We start from the raw sequence: 17,241 nt of genomic DNA on the forward strand, positions 1-17,241 counted from the left end.
CGCTACCGGCACGTAGCTTGAGGGTATGACCAGCAGCGACTCCGGCCGGGAGCGCATCCTGGAGGCCGCCACACGGCTGTTCGCCGCCCTCGGCTACGACGGGACGTCCACCCGGATGATCGCCGAGGCGGCCGGGCTCAACGTCGCCACCGTCGCCTACCACGTCGGCGGGAAGCGCGACCTGTACCTCGCCGTGATGGAACGTGCCCACGAGGTGGAGCGCTCGGCGCTGGAGAAGGCGATCGCCGTCCTCAGCCCCGACCCGGAAGGGCTCCTCGACCTCGTCGACGCCTACGTCGACTTCTGCGTGTCGCACCCGGAGATCCCGGCGCTGTGGATGCACCGCTGGCTGTCGGACGCCACGGACGTCGTCCACCTCGAGGAGCAGTACGTCAGGCCGCTGATGGAGATGGTCAACGAGGCCGCCCGCAAGGCCGTCCCCGACGAAGGCATCGACATCGAGTACGTCATCTGGACGGTCGTCTGGTCCACGCACGGGTTCTGCTGCGGCGGCGTCCTGGACGCCGACGGGCACCGCAAGGGGCGGAGCGACCAGGAGTCCGTGGGCCGGTTCCGCCGCCACATGCGCCGTACCGTCGCGCTGGCGATCGGGGTCACCGAGCAGGCACGGGGATGACGCCGGCGCTGCCCCGGCGGCGGCTCCTCGGCTACGGCATCGGCTCGGTCGGCACGGGCGTCTTCTCCGCCGTCCCCGGCCTCCTGCTGCTGTACTACCTCACCGACGTCCTCGGCGTCTCGGCGGCGGTCGCCGGAGCGGTCCTCGTCGTGCCCAAGGCGTGGGACGTGCTGCTCAACCCGATCGTCGGCGCCGCCAGCGACCGCGAGGCCGTCCGGACCGGCCGCCGCACCCGGCTGCTGCTGGCCGGCGCCGTCACGCTGCCGTTCCTGTTCGCCGCGATGTTCGCCGTCCCGGCCGGCTCGCCGGCGATCGCCGCGATCTGGGCCGGGGTCGCGTTCCTGCTCGCGGCGAGCGCGTTCGCCTGCTTCCAGGTGCCGTACGTGGCGCTGCCCGCCGAGATCTCCGCCGACCCGTCCGAACGGGGCCGCGCGATGGCGTGGCGCGTGGTGTTCCTGACCCTCGGCATCCTGGTCGCGGGCGGCGCCGCCCCCGCCCTCACCGCCGCCGCCGGCGGCGGACGCGGCGGGTACGCCCTGATGGGCGGCGTGATCGGGCTCGCCATGGGCGCCGCGATGGTGGCGAGCACGCTGGCGAACCGGTGGATCCCGTCGCGTCCCGGGCCGCGCCCGCTGGGCCTCGCCGCCGCGCTGCGCACCGCGCGCGGGAACAGGCCGTTCTTCATGCTGCTCGGCGCCTACGTCTCGTCCACCCTCGCCGTCGCGATCATGCTGGCGGGCGCGCCGTACGTCGCGACCTACCGGCTGGACGACTACGGGCTCACCTCCGCGATGTTCGTCTGCATGGTCGCGCCGAGCGCGTTCGCGGTGCCGCTCTGGCGGGCCCTTTCCCGCAAGTACGGGCTGGTGAACTGCTATGCGGTGGCGCTGGTGCTGTTCGCCGCGGCGGCCCTCGCGCTGTACCCCGCGATCACGTCCGCGGCGGGCGTGCTGGCGTTCAGCGGCCTCATCGGCGTCTGCTACGCCGCCGTCCAGCTGCTGCCGCTGTCGCTGCTTCCGGAGACCGTCCACGCCGACACCGGACGGACCGGGCACGCCCAGTCCGGCGCGTTCACCGGGCTGTGGACGGCCGCCGAAACGGGCGCGCTGGCCCTCGGCCCCGGGGTCTTCGCGCTGATCCTCGCCGTGTCGTCGTTCAACTCGTCCGACTTCGACACCCCGGTCGTCCAGCCCGGCTCGGCGCTGACCGGGATGTCCGCCGGCTTCACCTTCGTTCCGGCGCTGCTCCTGCTGCTCAGCGTCCCCCTGCTGCTGGCCTACCGCCGGCTCGCCGCCCTCCACCGTCGCACCGAGGAAGCACACGAACATGCCGTCTGAGCACCTCCCCGAAGCGGGCCGCCCCGCCGCCGACCTGCTCGCCGAACTCGCCCGGCTGCGGGACGCCGACCTGCCCGTGCGCGGCGGCCAGGTCACCGCCTACGTCTACGACACCGGACGCGAGGCCGTGCACGATCTCGCCGCCACCGCCTTCCACGAGATGCTGGAGGTCAACTGCCTCGACCCGACCGCGTTCCCCAGCATCGTCGCGCTGGAACGGCAGACCGTCGGGTTCGTCGCGGACAAGCTGGGCGGCGGCTCCGGCATCTTCACCAGCGGCGGAACCGAGTCGGTCATGCTGGCGGTGAAGGCCGCCCGGGACGCCCACCCGGTCGAGGGGCGGCCCCAGATCGTCCTGCCGGCCACCGCTCACCCTGCCTTCCACAAGGCCGCGCACTACCTGGGCATGGAGGTCGTGCACGTGCCCGTGGACGACGCCTACCGCGCCGACCCGGCCGCGACCGCCGCCGCGATGACCTCCCGCACCGCCCTCGTCGTCGCCTCTGCCCCGTCCTATCCGCAGGGGGTCATGGACCCGGTCCCGGAGATCGCCTCGATCGCGGCGTCCGCGGGCGTCCCCTGCCATGTGGACGCCTGCGTCGGCGGCTGGGTCCTGCCCTGGCTGCGGGACGCCGGACGCGACGTGCCGCCGTTCGACCTGTCGGTCCCCGGCGTGACGTCCATCTCCTGTGACCTGCACAAGTACGGGTACTCGCCGAAGGGCGCCTCCGTCGTCCTGTTCGCGGACGAGTCGCACCGCAGGCACGCCTACTTCGCGTCCGCGGAATGGCCCGGATACACCGTCATCAACGCGACCGTCCAGAGCAGCAAGAGCGCCGGGCCCCTCGGCGCCGCCTGGGCGACCCTCAACGCGGTCGGCGCGCAGGGCTACCGCGACCTCGCCGAGACCGCCATGAAATCGGCGGAACGCCTCATCGCCGGCGTTGCCTCCATCCCCGGGCTGCGCGTCCTCGGCGACCCGGCCGCACCGCTCGTCGCGGTCGCGTCGTCCGACCCCGCCCTCGACGTGTTCGTCATCGCCGACGAGGCCCGGCGGCGCGGCTGGTTCTTCCAGCCGCAGCTCTCCTACCAGGGCATCCCGCCGAACCTGCACTTCACGCTGACCGGTGTCAGCGACGTCGACGCGCTCCTCGACGCGCTGGCCGGGGCCGCCCGTGCCGCGCGCGCCGCCGGCCCGCCCGACGTCCCGTCCGACCTGGTCGACGCGCTCGCCGGCCTCGACCTCGACAGCCTCGACGACGCCGGCTTCGCCGGGCTCCTCGCCTCCGTCGGCGTCGACCTGGCGGGCGGCGGCGAACCCGAGATGGCCGTCGTCAACGCCATCCTCGACGCGCTGCCGCCCGCGACCCGCGAGGCACTGCTGATCCGCTTCCTGTCGGCCCTGTACGCCTAGGCCAGCCTGATCAGGCGCCTCAGGTAGGGCGGCTCGTCCAGCGTCCGGCCGAGCCGCAGCGGGACCGCGGCCGCCCCCGCCCGCAGGGCCCCGACCCGCTCCCCGGCGCCGCCCCGATGCGGCGGATCACCGGTGACGCCGACCGCCACCGTCAGCCCGGACCAGCCGACCACGGTCACCGGCGCCGCGGCGCGCAGCGGCGTCGTCCCGCCGAGCCCGTCGTCGACCCGCGCGACCGTCGCGCCCTTCGGCGCCAGGGTCACCGCGGTCAGCGCCCCCTCGGCCGCGGTGACGAGCCGCGCCGCCGCGGTCACCGCGCCCGCCGCGCTCGGCGACCGCTGCCCCATCACCGCGCCGATGATCAGCGTCCGCACGCCGCTGACGCTCTTGCGCGCCGCGAACACGAAATTGCCGCCGGCCGCGTCCGTGTACCCGGTCTTGCCGCCGACGACGCCGTACTGCCCCAGCAGGAAGTTGCCGCCCTCCCGCGCCGCGCCGCCGTTGTCCGGCACGTACGCCCGGTTGTTCGCGATCTCCGCGAACGCCGGTATGTCCATCGCCGCCGTCAGCAGCTTGACCTGGTCCTGCGCCGTGCTCACGGTGCCGGAGTCGTAGCCGCTCGGGTCGGTGTAGCGCGTGCTGGTCATCCCCAGCTCCGCCGCCGCCGCGTTCATCTTCGCGACGAACGCCCGCTCGTCGCCGGAGTCCCAGCGCGCCAGCTCGTGCGCCACGTCGTTCGCCGAGATGATCAGCAGCGCCTCCAGCGCCTTGCGCTGCGTCAGCCGCTGGTTCGCGGTCACCCCGAGCAGCGACTCCTCCCGCTTCCTGCGCATCGGGATCTGCGCCGCCGCCTCCGGAGACACCGTCAGCACCGGCCCCGGCTCGCCCGGCCTCAGCGGATGCTCGCGCAGGTACACGAACGCCGTCATCACCTTCGCGACACTCGCCGTGGGCGTCGGCGCCGCCCCGCCGGACGAGCCCATCGTCCCGAGGCCCTCCACGTAGACGGCCGCCTGCCCCGCCGCGGGCCACGGCAACGCGGGCGCCTGGCCGGGGAACGCGTGACTGGACGCGACGGCCAGCCGGATCGTCGGGTCCGGCACGGGCCTGATGAGCTGTCCCGCCACGACGCCCACGACCAGCACCAACGCCGCCACGAGCACGACGAGCCCGCGCCGCTTGGACTTGTCCGCAGGCTCCTCGGGCGCCTCCTGCGGCTGCGGGTGCGGCTGGGGCGGCGCCGTCCCGTCCCAGGGCACACTCCACTGCCCCGACGACCGCGCCGACGGATACTCACCGGACCCCTGCACGACCGGCAACCGCTCGACCCGCGTGACCGCGGCGTCCTGCGGCGCCCCCGGCACGTCCCCGGGCCGCTCTCGAACCGGCATGCCCGCCGCCCGCGGCTCTGACGGGCCGGCGAGCCCGGCCGGCGCCGCCTCGTGCGGGCCGTCACCAGGCCGCCGCCGCACCGGCGGCGCCCCTGGAGCCGCCCCCTCAGGAGAGGCCGCGCGCGGACGCCCACGGGCCTCGCCCTGCGGCGGCCCCTCGCGCCAAGCCTCACCCCGCCGCGGTACGCCCTGCCCCTCGGGCCGACCCTGCACCGGAGCCCCGGCGCGCGGCCGTGGCCCCTGCGGGGACGCGTCCGAAAAGCCTTCCTGACGCTGCCGTGCCGCCCCGTCCCGCCCGTCGCTCGGGCCTCCCTGCCGCGGCGCGCCTTGAGACGGCGCGCCATGCCGCCCCTGCGCAGGACGTTCCGGCGGCGCACCACCCCCACCCCGACTCTCCTGCGACGAAGCGTCCGCAGGCGGAATGTGCCTTCGCGCGTGCCGTGGAGGCGCCGGTTGGCCGCCAGGGGGCGTGTTCTCGTCCCGCTCTTCCTGCGGCCGAGCGTTCGCAGGTGGTGTGCGTCTAGGCGCGTGCCGTGCGGCACTTGGCTGCGCTGGCTGGGCACCCGGCCCTGTGTTCTCGGCCCGGTTCTCTTGCGTCGGAGCGTCCGAGGGTGGGGTGGGTCGTGATGCGTGGCGCGGGGGTGTTGGCTGGGTACCGGACGGCGTGGTTTCGTTCCGGTTTTCCTGCGGCGGAGGAGCCTGCGGTCTCCGGCGTTGTGCGCGCGCCGGTTCCGGCTGCGCCGGCTCGGGAGCCGGGCCTCCGGCCCTGATCTCTTGCGTCGGAGCGTCTGGGGGCGGGGTGCCTTGTGACGCGTGGCGCGGGGGCGCCGGCCGGGTGTCGGAGGGCTTGGTTTCTTCCTCTTCTTGCTGACGCGGCGCGTCCTTGGGCGGGGTGCGCCCTGGTGCGCGCCGTGCGGATTCTGTCTCCGAGCTTGCGGGCTCGTCCTGCTCCGGTTCGTCTTGGGTGGGGCGAGGCAGGTCCGTGCGCGTGTTCGTCGGGTCGTCGGCGGGGTCGTCGGCGGGGTCGTCCTGCGGGGGAGCGGGGGCAGGCGTGGGCTGGGTCCGGCGTTCCGGCTCGGCCGTGTCCGAGGGCTCTTCGTCCTGCGCGGGGGCGTCGTCCGAGGTCTCCTCGGCCGGCGGCGAGAACTGGACGTACCAGACGGCCTTCGGCGGGGACGGCTCGTCCTCGGCGGGGCGGCGGACCGCCATGTCCGGACGGGTGAGGTCGACCTTGGCCGGGACGCGGAACTCGGCGGTCGCCGCGCGGGAGGCGTCCTGCTCGTCCTCGGACGTGTCCGGTTCCCGCTCGGCGTCGTCGTCCACGTCCCCGGCCCTCCTCGGCTCGACCTCGACAGGCAGGCGCGGAGCGGTCCCCCCGACAACCCCGTGCATAGTGAAGGATGCGCAGTTTATCGGGAAGGTTCGCGCCGATCCGCGTCCGCGGCGGCCGTGTCCGTGAACCCGGGCGGGGCGGTGCGGAGATACACCGCTGACAACGTCCCCGCACGGGAAGGCCCGGTGCGCATGCCATGGTGCCCGCGATGACCGTACCTCCGACGGCGCAGGACAGCGACGCCGCTCTCGTCGAAGGTTCGCTCACCGATCCTGAGGCGTTCGCCGCGCTGTTCGACCGCTATTCCGCGATGCTGTACCGCTACGTCTCGCGCAGGCTCGGGCCGGAGCCCGCGGAGGACGTCGTGGGCGAGACGTTCCTCGTCGCGTTCAGCAAGCGGCACCGCTACGACCTGGCGCAGCGGGACGCGCGGCCGTGGCTGTTCGGCATCGCGACGAAGCTGGTCGCGCGGCATCACCGGGCGGAGGGCGCCCGCTACCGGGCGCTGCGGCGGAGCCCCGTGGACGGTCCGGTGGAGGGCCTCGCGGAGCGGGTCGCGGCCGGGGTGACCGCGTCGGCGTCGCGGCCCCTGCTGGCGGAGGCGCTGTCCGGGCTGCCGGGAAGGGACCGGGACGTCCTGCTCCTGGTGGCGTGGGGCGATCTGACCTACGAGGAGGTGGCGCGGGCGCTCGGCATTCCGGTCGGGACCGTCCGCTCCCGGCTGAACCGCGCCCGGCGCAAGGTGCGCGCGGCGCTGGGCGACACCGACCCGACGCGTGAGGAGGCGTGAGCGTGGACGACCTGGACCTGATCCGTGACCTCGGCCCGGACTTGGAGCACGAGCCGCCGGCCTCGCTCGTCCGGCAGCGGAACCGGCTGCTGGACGCGGCCCGGCACCGCCGCCGCGGCCCGGGACGGTGGACGCTGCTCGGCCTGGTCGCGGCGGTGACGGCGGCGGCGATCCTCGTCCCGGCGACGATGTTCCACGGGCGGGACGCGGACCCCGTGGGGACGCGGACGACCGCTCCCGTGGTGGGCAGGGCGCTGAACGTGCTGGTCCTCGGCTCGGACGAGCGGGGCGACGGCCGCGCGGCGCGCTCGGACACCATGATCATTGTGCACGTGCCGGCGGACCGGCGGCGCGTCCGCGCGGTGAGCGTCCCGCGCGACTCGCTCGTGCGGATCCCGCCGTGCGAGACCGCGGACGGGACGGCCCTCCCGGGGCGCACAGGACTGATCAACTCGGCGTTCACCGCCGGCGGCGCCGTTTGCGCGGCGAAGACGGTGGAGTCGCTGACGCAAGTCCGGATCGACCGGGTCGTGGTGATCGACTTCGCCGGGTTCCGGGGGATGGTGGACGCTCTCGGCGGCGTCCGGATGACGCTGCCCCGGCCCGTCCGCGACCCGAAGGCCGGGCTGCGGCTGCCCGCGGGGGAGCAGCGGCTGGACGGGAGGCAGGCGCTGGCCTACGTCCGGGCCCGGTACGGGCTCGGGGACGGCTCCGACCTCTCCCGCATCAAGCGGCAGCAGCAGTTCCTGGCGGCGCTGGCGCGCGAGGCCCGGGAGCGGATGCGCAGGGACCCCGTCCGGTTCGCGAGGTTCCTGGCCGTCGCGACCAGGTCGGTCAAGAGCACTCCGGGGCTGGGCGCGGGCGAGGCGCAGGCGCTCGCCCGCGCCTTCGGCCAGGGCGGTTCGATCGAGTTCGACACGGTTCCGGTGCGTCCCGCGCGGCGGGATCCGAACCGGCTGGAGTGGGAGCCGGAGGGGGCGGACCGGATGTTCGCCGCATTCAGGACGTCGTGAGTGAGTGCGTTCGTGTCGGGTAGGGCCGAAATCATCCCGGGCCGGCAGAAGCGTTCCCACGAGGCTCAAGGAGTGTGCAGTCCATGGCCACGAAGATCCGCGAAATCATGACCGGTTCGCCGACCTCGGTGTCACCGGAACTCGACCTCGTGACGGTGGCGCGGGCGATGCGCGACGAGGACATCGGCGCCGTGCTGGTGGCGGACGGCGACGACCTCAAGGGCGTCGTCACCGACCGCGACCTGGTCGTCCGCGGGCTCGCCGCCGGCGGCGACCCGGCCCAGGCGAAGATCGGCGGCATCGCCAGCCGCGTGACCGCGACCGTCGGCCCCGACGACTCCGTGGACAAGGCCGCGCAGATCATGCGGGAGCGGGCGGTGCGGCGGCTCCCGGTCATGGAGGACGGGCGTCCGGTGGGGATCGTGTCCATCGGCGACCTCGCCATGGAGAAGGACTCCTCGTCGGCGCTCGCGGACATCAGCGCCGCACGCGGCAACACGTGAGCCCTCGCGGTTCATGACCAGTGGGCGCGTCCGGAGGCCGCCACCGGTGCCCATCCTCCGGCCCCGGGCGCGCTCACTCCTTCGGCAGGGCGGCCAGCAGCCGCTCAAGCTCCTCTTCGGTGTTGTAGTAGTGCACGGACGCCCGCACGGCCGCCGGACGGGCGTCCGGGTCATATCCGTGTGAGAGCGGGTTCGTGACGTTGATGTTGACGCCGTGCTTCCTGGCGGCGTCCTTGACGGCGGCGGGGTCGTGGCCGTCCACGCTGAACGTGACGATCCCGGACGGCCGCGCCCCCTTGTCGAGGACGGCGACGCCGGGCCGGGCGGCCAGTTCCTCACGCAGCCTGGCCGCGAGCCCGGTCACGCGGGTCTCGATGTCCGCCATCCCTAGGTCGGCCGCATAGGCGGCGGCGACGCCCAGCCCGATCTGGCCGGCCACGTACCGCTCCCATGTCTCGAAGCGCTGGGCGTCGTCGCGCAGCTCGAATCCGTCCGGTGCCTTCCAGGTGGCGGCCTGCAGATCGAGGAACGGCGGGACGAGGGTCCGCAGGATCTCGCGGCGGACGTAGAGGAAACCCGTCCCGCGCGGGCCGCGCAGGTACTTGCGCCCGGTCGCCGAGAGCATGTCGCAGCCGATCTCGTTCACGTCGATGGCGAGCTGGCCCACCGACTGGCACGCGTCCAGAAGGAAGAGGACGCCGTGCTCGCGGCACAGCCGTCCGACCTCCGCGGCCGGGTTCACGAGCCCGTTCTGCGTGGGGACGTGGTTGAGCGACACGAGGCGGACATCGCCCTTGGCGAGTTCGGCCTCCAGCGCGTCCAGCGAGAGCGTGCCGCCGGCCTCGTCCGGGACGACGTCCACCCGCGCGCCCTTGGCCGCCGCCATCTGCTGGTAGGCGATCGCGTTGCTGGAGTACTCGCTGGTCGTCGTCAGGATGCGGTCGCCGTCGGCGAACGGGATCGAGTAGAACGCCATGTCCCATGCCCGGGTGGCGTTCTCCACATAGGCGATCTCGTCCGCGCGGGCGCCGACGAGCCGTGCCACGGCGTCGTAGAAGTGCCGGATCGCCGCGTCGTTCTGCTCGGCCGCCTCGTACCCGCCGATCGTCGACTCCAGTGCGAAATGCTCGCTGACGGCCTCGATGACCGGAATCGGGGGCAGCGCCGCGCCGGCGTTGTTCAGATGGGCCACCTTCGCGCAGCCGGGAGTGTCCCTCCGGAGCCTCTCGATATCCACAGTCGCGCATCCCTCCGAGGAATGTCGTACCCGCGGGCCATGCTGGTCGCGATGACGACTTGACCTCAACCTTTCTTGAGGTCTCATGCTTGCTGTTCCAGCCTAACGATCACCAGGGGATCTCATGGACATGGAAGTCACGGCGTGGATGTCGCTGCACCACGCCATGAACGCGCGGGACAGCAGGCCGTTCTCCAAGGGCACGCTGCGCCGCATAGGCCGGTTCGCCCGCCCCCACAGACGGAGACTGGCCGCCTTCCTGCTGCTCAGCGTGGTGATGGCGGTCATCGCGGTCGCGACGCCCGTGCTCGCCGGATGGGTCGTCAACGCGATCGTCGACCACTCCTCGACGTCCACCGTCGTGTGGCTGGCCGTGCTCATCGCCGTCCTCGCGGTCGCCGAGGGCGGTCTCGGGCTGGCCAACCGGTGGCTTTCGGCGCGCATCGGCGAGGGGCTGATCCTCGACCTGCGCACGTCCGTGTTCGACCACGTCCAGCGCATGCCCGTCGCGTTCTTCACCCGGACCCGCACCGGCGCGCTGGTCAGCCGCCTCAACAACGACGTGATCGGCGCCCAGCGCGCCTTCAGCGACACCCTCTCCGGCGTGGTCAGCAACATGGTCACGGTGCTGCTCACCTTCGCGGTGATGGTCCGCATCTCCTGGCAGATCACGCTGCTCGCCCTGGTCCTGCTGCCCGTCTTCGTCCTCCCGGCCCGCCGCATGGGCTCCCGCCTCGCCCGCCTCGAACGCGAGGCCGCCGCGCACGACGCCGCGATGAGCACGCAGATGACCGAGCGCTTCTCCGCCCCGGGCGCGACCCTCGTGAAGCTCTTCGGGCGCCCCGCCCGCGAGTCGGCCGAGTTCGCCGCGCGGGCCCGCCGCGTCCGCGACATCGGCGTCCGCACCGCGATGGTGCAGCACGTCTTCATCACCGCGCTCACCATGGTGTCCGCGCTGGCCCTGGCCCTCGTCTACGGCCTCGGCGGCTTCCTCTCCCTGCGCGGCCACCTCGACGCCGGCGCCGTCGTCGCCCTGGCCCTCCTGCTCACCCGCCTCTACGCGCCGCTGACCGCCCTCGCCAGCTCACGCGTCGAGGTGATGAGCGCCCTGGTCAGCTTCGAGCGCGTCTTCGAGATCCTCGACCTGGACCCCCTGGTCGCCGAGAAGCCCGATTCGCGCCGCGTCCCGTCCGGGCCGGTCTCGGTCGAGTTCGACAACGTCCGGTTCGCCTACCCGTCCGCCGACAAGGTCTCCCTGGCCTCCCTGGAGGAGGTCGCCACCCTCGACACCCGGGGCGGCGTCGACGTCCTGCACGACGTCTCCTTCCGCGCCGAACCCGGCCAGATGGTCGCGCTGGTCGGCAGCTCGGGCGCCGGCAAGTCGACGATCGCCCAACTCCTCCCGCGCCTCTACGACGTCGACTCCGGCGCCGTCCGCCTGGGCGGCGTCGACGTCCGCGACCTGTCCTTCGAGAGCATCCGCGACACGCTCGGCATGGTCACGCAGGACGGCCACCTGTTCCACGAGTCGATCCGCGAGAACCTCCTCCTCGCCCGTCCCGAGGCCACCGAGGACGACCTGTGGGACGTCCTGCGCCGCGCCCGCCTCGACACCCTCATCGAGAGCCTGCCGGACGGCCTCGACACCATCGTCGGCGAACGCGGCTACCGCCTCTCCGGCGGCGAACGCCAGCGCCTCACCATCGCCCGTCTCCTCCTCGCCCGCCAGCGCGTCGTCATCCTGGACGAGGCCACCGCCCACCTCGACTCCACCTCCGAGGCCGCCGTCCAGGAGGCCCTCGCCGAAGCCCTCGACGGCCGCACCGCCGTCATCATCGCCCACCGCCTGAGCACCGTCCGCGCCGCCGACCTGATCCTGGTCATCGAGGAGGGCCGCATCATCGAGCGGGGGACCCACGAAACCCTCCTGGCCGCGGGCGGCCGCTACGCCGACCTCTACAACACCCAGTTCGCCAACGACGCGCCCCTGCAACCGGTCGTCTGACCTCCCCGAGCACCCACCCCGGCAAGACGACGGGGTGGGTGGGTTGGGCGGGGTGGGGGCGGGCAGGTTCGCGGGGACCGCGGTGTCGTCGAACGGGGGCGTGGATGGTGGAGCGGGGGCGGCTGCCGGCGCCGGAGACCGGGCTGGTGATCACGCATTTCCTCACCGTGCGGGACGTGGTGCGCTCGCGTGAGTTCTACGCGGGTGTCTTCGGCGGCGAGGTGGTCCTGGAGGAGAATCCCGCCATCGTGAAGGTGGCCAACACCTGGATCATCATGAACCCCGGAGGCGGGCCCACCCCGGACAAGCCCGACGTCACGCTGGCGCCCCCAGAGCCCGGCGGTCCGGTCTCGGCGTTCATGAACGTTCGCGTGGCCGACATCGCCGCGTTCTACGCGGAGGCCACCGCGTCGGGCGCCGAGTTCCTGACCGAGCCGATCGATCGCAAGGCCGAGCTGCGCTGCTACATGCGCGACCCCGACGGCCATCTCATCGAGATCGGGCAGGCCACCGGTATGCTGGAGGGCGTCTACGCCGACCCGCCCGCCGGGCGGTCCGCCTGAGGCACTGACTCCCGGACGGCGTCAGGCGAGTCCGGCCAGGACGTCGCGGAGGCGGCGTAGGACGTCGGTGCGCCAGCCGCTGCCCATGCCGCGGAACGCGTGGGCGTCGACGGGGTCGTCCAGGTCGAAGCCGGCGTGCTCGATGAACAGCCGGGTGCCGCGGCCCTCGGGGACGAGCCGCCAGGTCACCGTCGTGTCGAGGCCGCCGCCGTTCCAGGTGATGCGCAGGAGGCGCTCCTTGTCGACGTCGGTGACCTGGCACGCGATCGTCCCGTCGAAGCCGACGTTCGGGATCGGCTTGGCGGCGAACGTGAACCGGTGCCCGACGACGGGTTCGAAGTCGTTCGGCATCAGCCAGCGGGCCATCAGCTCGGGCTCGGTCAGCGCCCGCCACACCTTCGCGGGCGGATGCGGCAGGAACTCGTCCACGTTGATCGACGCGTGCTCATCGCTCATTTCCCGGCCTTCCCGCGGGCCCGGTCCGGAGCCCGCCGCTTCTCGGTGACAAGATCCGCCGTGCCGGGCGGACTTCACAGGTCGTCCTCGTCGAGGAGTTCGCGGAGGGCCGCCAGCCTCTCCCGCCAGAACCGCTCGTACGGGGTCAGCCACTCCGACAGTTCGCGGAGCGGGGCGGGCTCCAGCCGGTAGATGCGCTGCCGGCCGTGGCGCTGCTCGGTGACGAGCCCCGCGTCCCGCAGCACCTTCAGGTGCTCCGACACGCTCGGACGGCTCATCGTGAAGTGCGCGGCGAGGTCGTTGACCGGGCGCGGGCCGTCCAGCAGGAGCGCGGTGAGCTCGCGGCGGACGGGGCTGGCCAGCGCGGCGAAGACGTCCGTGCTCACCGGGCGGCCAGCACGATGCCGTTGCCGTCGGGGTCGGCGAGGGTGGCCTGGCGGCCCCACGGAAGGTCGTGCGGGCCGTCGACGCCGACGCCGGCTCCGCGGAGTCTCTCGCAGTCGGCGTCGAGGTCCGACGTCTCCAGCATCAGCCCGTGCAGGCTTCCCGGCGGCGCCGGGACGTGGTCGGCGAGGACGATGTTCGTCTCCGCGCCCTCCGGGGCGAGTTGCAGCCAGCGGATCGGCCCGGCGGCGCGGTCCATGACGACCTCGAAGCCGAGGGCGTCCGCGTAGAAGGTCTTGGCCGCGTCCAGGTCGGAGACGGGGACGGTCAGCAGTCGCACATGCGTGATGTTCATGAGGCCGATGATATGTAGGTGATTTCCTACCTGTCAAACGTAGGAGTATCCCTACGCTTCGCTGGTTTAGGCGGCGGGCGCGGAGGCAGGGTGGAGGCATGCGCGCCGTCACCTATGACTCGTACGCGTCCGACGACTCGCGGCTGAAGGTCGGGGACGTCCCGGACCCGAAGGTCGGCCCCGGCCAGGTGCTCATCGAGGTGCGCGCCGCCGGCGTCAACCCCGTGGACTGGAAGGTCATGGCGGGCGGCCTCGACGGGATGATGGACGCGGTGTTCCCCGTCATCCCCGGCTGGGACGTCGCCGGGGTCGTCCGGGCGCTCGGCCCCGACACGCCCGAGTTCGCCGTGGGCGACGAGGTCATGTCCTACGCCCGCAAGGACGTCGTCGGCGCCGGGACGTTCGCGCAGTACGTCGCGGTCTCGGCGGACGACGTGGCGCACAAGCCGCGGTCGTTCGGCTGGAACGAGGCGGGCGGGCTGCCGCTGGCCGGGATGACCGCGCAGCGGGCCCTCGACCGGCTGGAGATCGGCCAGGGCGACGTCCTGCTCGTGCACGCGGCGGCCGGCGGGGTGGGGGGCTTCGCGGTGCAGATCGGACGCGACCGCGGCGCCCGCGTCATCGGCACGGCGTCCGAGCGGAACCACGACTACCTGCGGGGACTCGGCGCCGAGCCGGTCGCCTACGGGGACGGGCTGCAGGAGCGCGTCCGGGAGCTGGCGCCGGGCGGGGTGACCGCCGTCGCCGACTGCGTGGGCGGCCAGCTGGACACGACCCTCGCCGTCCTGGCCTCCGGTGGGCGGCACGTGTCCACAGCGGACCCGGCCGCGGACGAGCACGGCGGCCACTGGATCTGGGTGCGCCCGGACGGCGCGAAGCTCGCCGACCTGGCCCGCCTCGCCGACCGCGGCGCGCTCAAGAGCGAGGTGTCCGGGACCTTCGCGCTGGAGGAGACCGGCGCCGCCTTTGACGCCAGCCGCAGCGGCCACACCCGGGGCAAACTCGTCATCACCCCCTGAGGGAACGCGGTTGCTCCTCCGGAATGGCACGCGCATAGCCGGCGCGGACGCGGCCCACGTGTTCTAGGACGCGGACCGGTCCGTCCATGAGGTGCGCCGTTTCCGCTCTTCTCCCTACGGCTCGCGGCCCGCGCAGTTCGCACAGCGGTCGCGGCGCATCAACCGGCTAGGCCGGCGCCGTGGCGGCCCGCGTGGTCTCGTGGAGTTCGATGACGGCCTCGGCCGCGCGGCCGGGGCCGTCGGCGGAGCGGTACAGGTCGCGGATGCGGGACGCCGCCCGCCGGTGGACGTCGGTGGACAGCATCTCCTTCGCCAGCGCCGGGAGGCCGGGCACGGCGTCGGGCGCGAGGGTGCGGGCGGCGTCCAGCCTCTCGGCGACGGCGATGTTGAGCGCCTGCTCGGGCTGGAGCGGGAGGGCGATGAGCGGCGTGCCGGACGCGAGCGCGGTCTGGACGCTGCCCTGCCCGCCGGCGGTCACCGCCAGGGCGGCGCGTGGCATGATCTCGTGGCTGGGCAGGATCCCGCCGACGAGGACGCGGTCGGAGTCCAGGTCGCCGAGGTCGTGCACCGTCGCCGCGACCAGGACGCGCAGACCGTCCACGGCCGGCAGCGCCGCGGTGACCGCGCGGACCAGGTCGGCGTCCGTGCTGGTCAGCGCCACGTAGGCGACCGGGCCCGGCGCGTCCAGGAAGGCGTCCACCTCCGGCGGGACGGGCAGGTCGAGGTGGGCGAAGAGCGGGCCGGTGTAGCGCAGCCGCGTGCCCGGCCGGTACCGCGGGTCGGCGCCGGGCGTCCACGCCTCCAGGACGGACGCGGGGACGCCGGCCACCTCGGGGATCTCGGGCACCAGTGCCAGGTCGCCCATGAGCAGCGCCGCGAGGCTCGGCACGCCCTCGACGCCGAGCGACGCGGCGACCCGGTTGAAGCCGTCGCAGTGCACCGGCAGGTCGGCGGTGTACTCGCCGGTGATGGGCGGGACGAATATCCCCTGGTGCTCGGTGACCAGCGCGACCCCCGCCAGCCGCGTCGAGAGCAGCGCCGTGAGCGTGAACCCGGTGACGGCGACGCGCACCCCGTGCGTCCGGAAGTACTCGGCCTCCGCCAGGGCGTGCGCGCGTATCTCCTCGTCGCTGTAGACCGACTGGTCGTAGGGGCCGATCCCGACGCCCTCCCGGACGAAGCGGGCGCATCGCTCGGCGTCCATGTGCGGCGGGATCACGTCGTAGGGGACGTCGATGAGGTGCTCGTACGTGCCGCCGTGGGTGGCGAGCCGGACGGGGGCGCCGCGGGCGGCCAGCGCGCGGTGGATCTCCAGCATGCGGGAGGTCTCGGACAGGTACGCGGCGTGTGGCAGGAGTGCGATCATATTAGGTAATATATTGCGTATGATGGAGGAAGAGAAGACCCGAGACGCCGTCCAGGCGTTCCAGGCCGTGCTGGGACTCGCGCTCCGGCTGCGCAACCGGATGGACGGCAGGCTCCGCCCGGACGGCCTGACCACCCAGCAGGCCGCGCTGCTGACGGCGGTCGAGCACCTCGGCAGCCCCTCGCTCAGCGAGGCCGCCGCGTACCTGAGCACGACGCACCAGAACGTCGCGCAACTCGTCTCGTCCCTCGAACGCAAGGGGATGCTCGCCACGCGCCCCGACCCGGACGACCGCCGGCGCCGCGTCCTGAGCACCACCACCGTCAACGCCGACTACTGGCGCGCCCGCAACCCCGCCGACCACGCGGCCGTCGCCGACTGGTTCAAGGCCCTCTCCGACGCCGAGCTGAACGCCTTCCGCGCCATGGCCGTCCGCCTGGTCCGCTCCCTGGACGCCGAACCCGCCCCCGACCAACGTTGACCTGCGGCGTGTCGTTGTTATGGCAAGGCGGAAAACAACGACACGCCGCAGGTCAACGGGAGGGGCGGGTGTGTCAGTCGACGTGGGCGCCGGCGGAGATGTTGACCTGGGTCGAGGTCATGCTGGCGGCGTGGTCGGACGCCAGGAAAGCGGCGATGCGGCCGACGTCGGTCAGGGTCGCGGCGCGCTTGGTGAGGGTGGCGTCCGCCATCTGCTGCTTGACCGCGTCCATCTCCGGCGCGTCCCCCATGGACTCGGGGATGCCCCCGGTCTTCATCGACAGGACGCGGACCGAGTGCGGGCCCAGCTCGCACGCCCACTGCCGGCGCATCGCCTCGACCATGTCGCAGCCGATCTGCACGTTGCCGAGCCCCGGCATCCGGTTCCCGCTGTCGGAGCCGCCGAAGTACAGGATCACGCCCGAGCCCTGCTTGACCATGTGGCGGGCGGCGGCCTGCGTCGTCAGCAGGAGCGTGCGGGCGATCTTCTCCATGGACCGGGCGAAGTCGTCGGCCGACACCTCGATCAGGGGGCCGAAGAGGGCGTCGTGGGAGATGAGGTTGACCGAGACGTCGACGCTGCCGGCGGTCTCCACGACCGAGTCGACCCAGCCGTTGACGGCGTCGGCGTCCAGGGCGTCCACGAGGGCCGTCTCGGCGAGGCCGCCGGCGTCCCGGATGCCCGCGGCGACGGCGTCGAGCTTGGCCGGGGTGCGCCCGGCGAGGAACACGCGGGCGCCCTCGGCGGCGAAGCCGCGCGCCATGGCGCCGCCGATCGATCCGCCACCGCCGTAGATGACCGCGGTCTTGTTCTCCAGAAGCATGTCGTTCTCCGTCCGTTCGAGATTGCCTCGACGCTAGGCGCGCGGCCGGACGGCCCGCATCGGTCGCCGGACCGGTCCTGAACGGCCCTGGCCAGAAGACGGAACGGGCGTCCGGACGGGATTTCGCGCGAGCA

Annotated in this window: 17 protein-coding genes; 10 read left to right on the top strand and 7 right to left on the bottom strand. The window is 73.3% G+C overall.

Going from position 1 to position 17,241, the window contains the following annotated elements; genetic code table 11:
* Positions 1 to 25: 25 nt before the first annotated feature.
* Genes SM611_RS13390 through SM611_RS13400 form a run of 3 tightly spaced genes read left to right on the top strand, consistent with a single transcriptional unit; the run spans position 26 to position 3,388 of the window.
* Positions 26 to 637: a TetR/AcrR family transcriptional regulator gene (locus SM611_RS13390; protein ID WP_371949825.1), complete on the top strand. Its 612-nt coding sequence runs from the start codon at positions 26 to 28 to the stop codon at positions 635 to 637.
* Complete coding sequence (locus tag SM611_RS13395) at positions 634 to 1,974, top strand: MFS transporter (protein ID WP_371949826.1); 1,341 nt, start codon at positions 634 to 636, stop codon at positions 1,972 to 1,974. Before SM611_RS13390 ends, SM611_RS13395 begins: the two co-directional genes overlap by 4 nt.
* Positions 1,964 to 3,388 (top strand): pyridoxal phosphate-dependent decarboxylase family protein, encoded by a 1,425-nt coding sequence (locus SM611_RS13400; RefSeq protein ID WP_371949827.1) that lies wholly within the window; start codon positions 1,964 to 1,966, stop codon positions 3,386 to 3,388. Before SM611_RS13395 ends, SM611_RS13400 begins: the two co-directional genes overlap by 11 nt.
* Here SM611_RS13400 and SM611_RS13405 read toward each other — a convergent pair.
* Positions 3,385 to 4,779 carry a D-alanyl-D-alanine carboxypeptidase family protein gene (locus tag SM611_RS13405; RefSeq protein WP_371949828.1) on the bottom strand — a complete coding sequence of 465 codons (1,395 nt, stop codon included), beginning with the start codon at positions 4,777 to 4,779 and terminating at the stop codon, positions 3,385 to 3,387. The two genes, SM611_RS13400 and SM611_RS13405, sit on opposite strands and share 4 nt — an antisense overlap.
* Before the next feature lie 1,541 nt (positions 4,780 to 6,320).
* Here SM611_RS13405 and SM611_RS13410 point away from each other — a divergent pair.
* The 3 genes from SM611_RS13410 to SM611_RS13420 all read left to right on the top strand — a co-directional run bounded on the left by SM611_RS13410 (position 6,321) and on the right by SM611_RS13420 (position 8,418).
* Positions 6,321 to 6,902 carry an RNA polymerase sigma factor gene (locus SM611_RS13410; protein ID WP_371949829.1) on the top strand — a complete coding sequence of 194 codons (582 nt, stop codon included), beginning with the start codon at positions 6,321 to 6,323 and terminating at the stop codon, positions 6,900 to 6,902.
* Positions 6,899 to 7,915: an LCP family glycopolymer transferase gene (locus SM611_RS13415; RefSeq protein WP_371949830.1), complete on the top strand. Its 1,017-nt coding sequence runs from the start codon at positions 6,899 to 6,901 to the stop codon at positions 7,913 to 7,915. Before SM611_RS13410 ends, SM611_RS13415 begins: the two co-directional genes overlap by 4 nt.
* A gap of 83 nt (positions 7,916 to 7,998) precedes the next feature.
* A complete protein-coding gene (locus SM611_RS13420) occupies positions 7,999 to 8,418 on the top strand; it encodes a CBS domain-containing protein (protein ID WP_371949831.1) in 420 nt (139 codons plus the stop codon).
* Between the two features lie 73 nt (positions 8,419 to 8,491).
* Here SM611_RS13420 and SM611_RS13425 read toward each other — a convergent pair whose 3' ends face one another.
* Positions 8,492 to 9,655 carry an aminotransferase class V-fold PLP-dependent enzyme gene (locus SM611_RS13425; protein WP_371949832.1) on the bottom strand — a complete coding sequence of 388 codons (1,164 nt, stop codon included), beginning with the start codon at positions 9,653 to 9,655 and terminating at the stop codon, positions 8,492 to 8,494.
* Between the two features lie 124 nt (positions 9,656 to 9,779).
* On the opposite strand from SM611_RS13425, the gene SM611_RS13430 reads away from it, so the two are divergent.
* Together SM611_RS13430 and SM611_RS13435 are read left to right on the top strand one after the other, a co-directional pair.
* Positions 9,780 to 11,660: an ABC transporter ATP-binding protein gene (locus tag SM611_RS13430; protein WP_371949833.1), complete on the top strand. Its 1,881-nt coding sequence runs from the start codon at positions 9,780 to 9,782 to the stop codon at positions 11,658 to 11,660.
* 104 nt (positions 11,661 to 11,764) lie between these two features.
* Positions 11,765 to 12,223: a VOC family protein gene (locus SM611_RS13435; RefSeq protein WP_371949834.1), complete on the top strand. Its 459-nt coding sequence runs from the start codon at positions 11,765 to 11,767 to the stop codon at positions 12,221 to 12,223.
* A 21-nt stretch (positions 12,224 to 12,244) separates the two neighbouring features.
* Here the strand turns inward: SM611_RS13435 and SM611_RS13440 are convergent, their stop codons facing one another.
* From SM611_RS13440 to SM611_RS13450, 3 genes are all read right to left on the bottom strand, one after another.
* Positions 12,245 to 12,679 carry an SRPBCC family protein gene (locus SM611_RS13440; RefSeq protein ID WP_371949835.1) on the bottom strand — a complete coding sequence of 145 codons (435 nt, stop codon included), beginning with the start codon at positions 12,677 to 12,679 and terminating at the stop codon, positions 12,245 to 12,247.
* Between the two features lie 74 nt (positions 12,680 to 12,753).
* Positions 12,754 to 13,065: an ArsR/SmtB family transcription factor gene (locus SM611_RS13445; RefSeq protein ID WP_371949836.1), complete on the bottom strand. Its 312-nt coding sequence runs from the start codon at positions 13,063 to 13,065 to the stop codon at positions 12,754 to 12,756.
* Positions 13,062 to 13,418 carry a VOC family protein gene (locus SM611_RS13450; protein WP_371949837.1) on the bottom strand — a complete coding sequence of 119 codons (357 nt, stop codon included), beginning with the start codon at positions 13,416 to 13,418 and terminating at the stop codon, positions 13,062 to 13,064. Before SM611_RS13450 ends, SM611_RS13445 begins: the two co-directional genes overlap by 4 nt.
* A gap of 98 nt (positions 13,419 to 13,516) precedes the next feature.
* Between SM611_RS13450 and SM611_RS13455 the strand changes: the two genes are divergently transcribed.
* The gene (locus SM611_RS13455; RefSeq protein WP_371949838.1) at positions 13,517 to 14,437 is read left to right on the top strand and encodes an NADP-dependent oxidoreductase; all 921 of its coding nucleotides are present in this window, start codon (positions 13,517 to 13,519) and stop codon (positions 14,435 to 14,437) included.
* Positions 14,438 to 14,603: 166 nt separating this feature from the next.
* Here the strand turns inward: SM611_RS13455 and SM611_RS13460 are convergent, their stop codons facing one another.
* The gene (locus SM611_RS13460) at positions 14,604 to 15,803 is read right to left on the bottom strand and encodes a glycosyltransferase (protein ID WP_371949839.1); all 1,200 of its coding nucleotides are present in this window, start codon (positions 15,801 to 15,803) and stop codon (positions 14,604 to 14,606) included.
* A gap of 19 nt (positions 15,804 to 15,822) precedes the next feature.
* Here SM611_RS13460 and SM611_RS13465 point away from each other — a divergent pair, with 19 nt between their 5' ends.
* A complete protein-coding gene (locus SM611_RS13465; protein WP_371949840.1) occupies positions 15,823 to 16,284 on the top strand; it encodes a MarR family winged helix-turn-helix transcriptional regulator in 462 nt (153 codons plus the stop codon).
* A 73-nt stretch (positions 16,285 to 16,357) separates the two neighbouring features.
* Here the strand turns inward: SM611_RS13465 and SM611_RS13470 are convergent, their stop codons facing one another.
* A complete protein-coding gene (locus tag SM611_RS13470) occupies positions 16,358 to 17,107 on the bottom strand; it encodes an SDR family NAD(P)-dependent oxidoreductase (RefSeq protein ID WP_371949841.1) in 750 nt (249 codons plus the stop codon).
* Positions 17,108 to 17,241: the final 134 nt, after the last annotated feature.

Source organism: Actinomadura monticuli (assembly GCF_041463655.1).
Lineage (GTDB): Bacteria > Actinomycetota > Actinomycetes > Streptosporangiales > Streptosporangiaceae > Spirillospora > Spirillospora monticuli.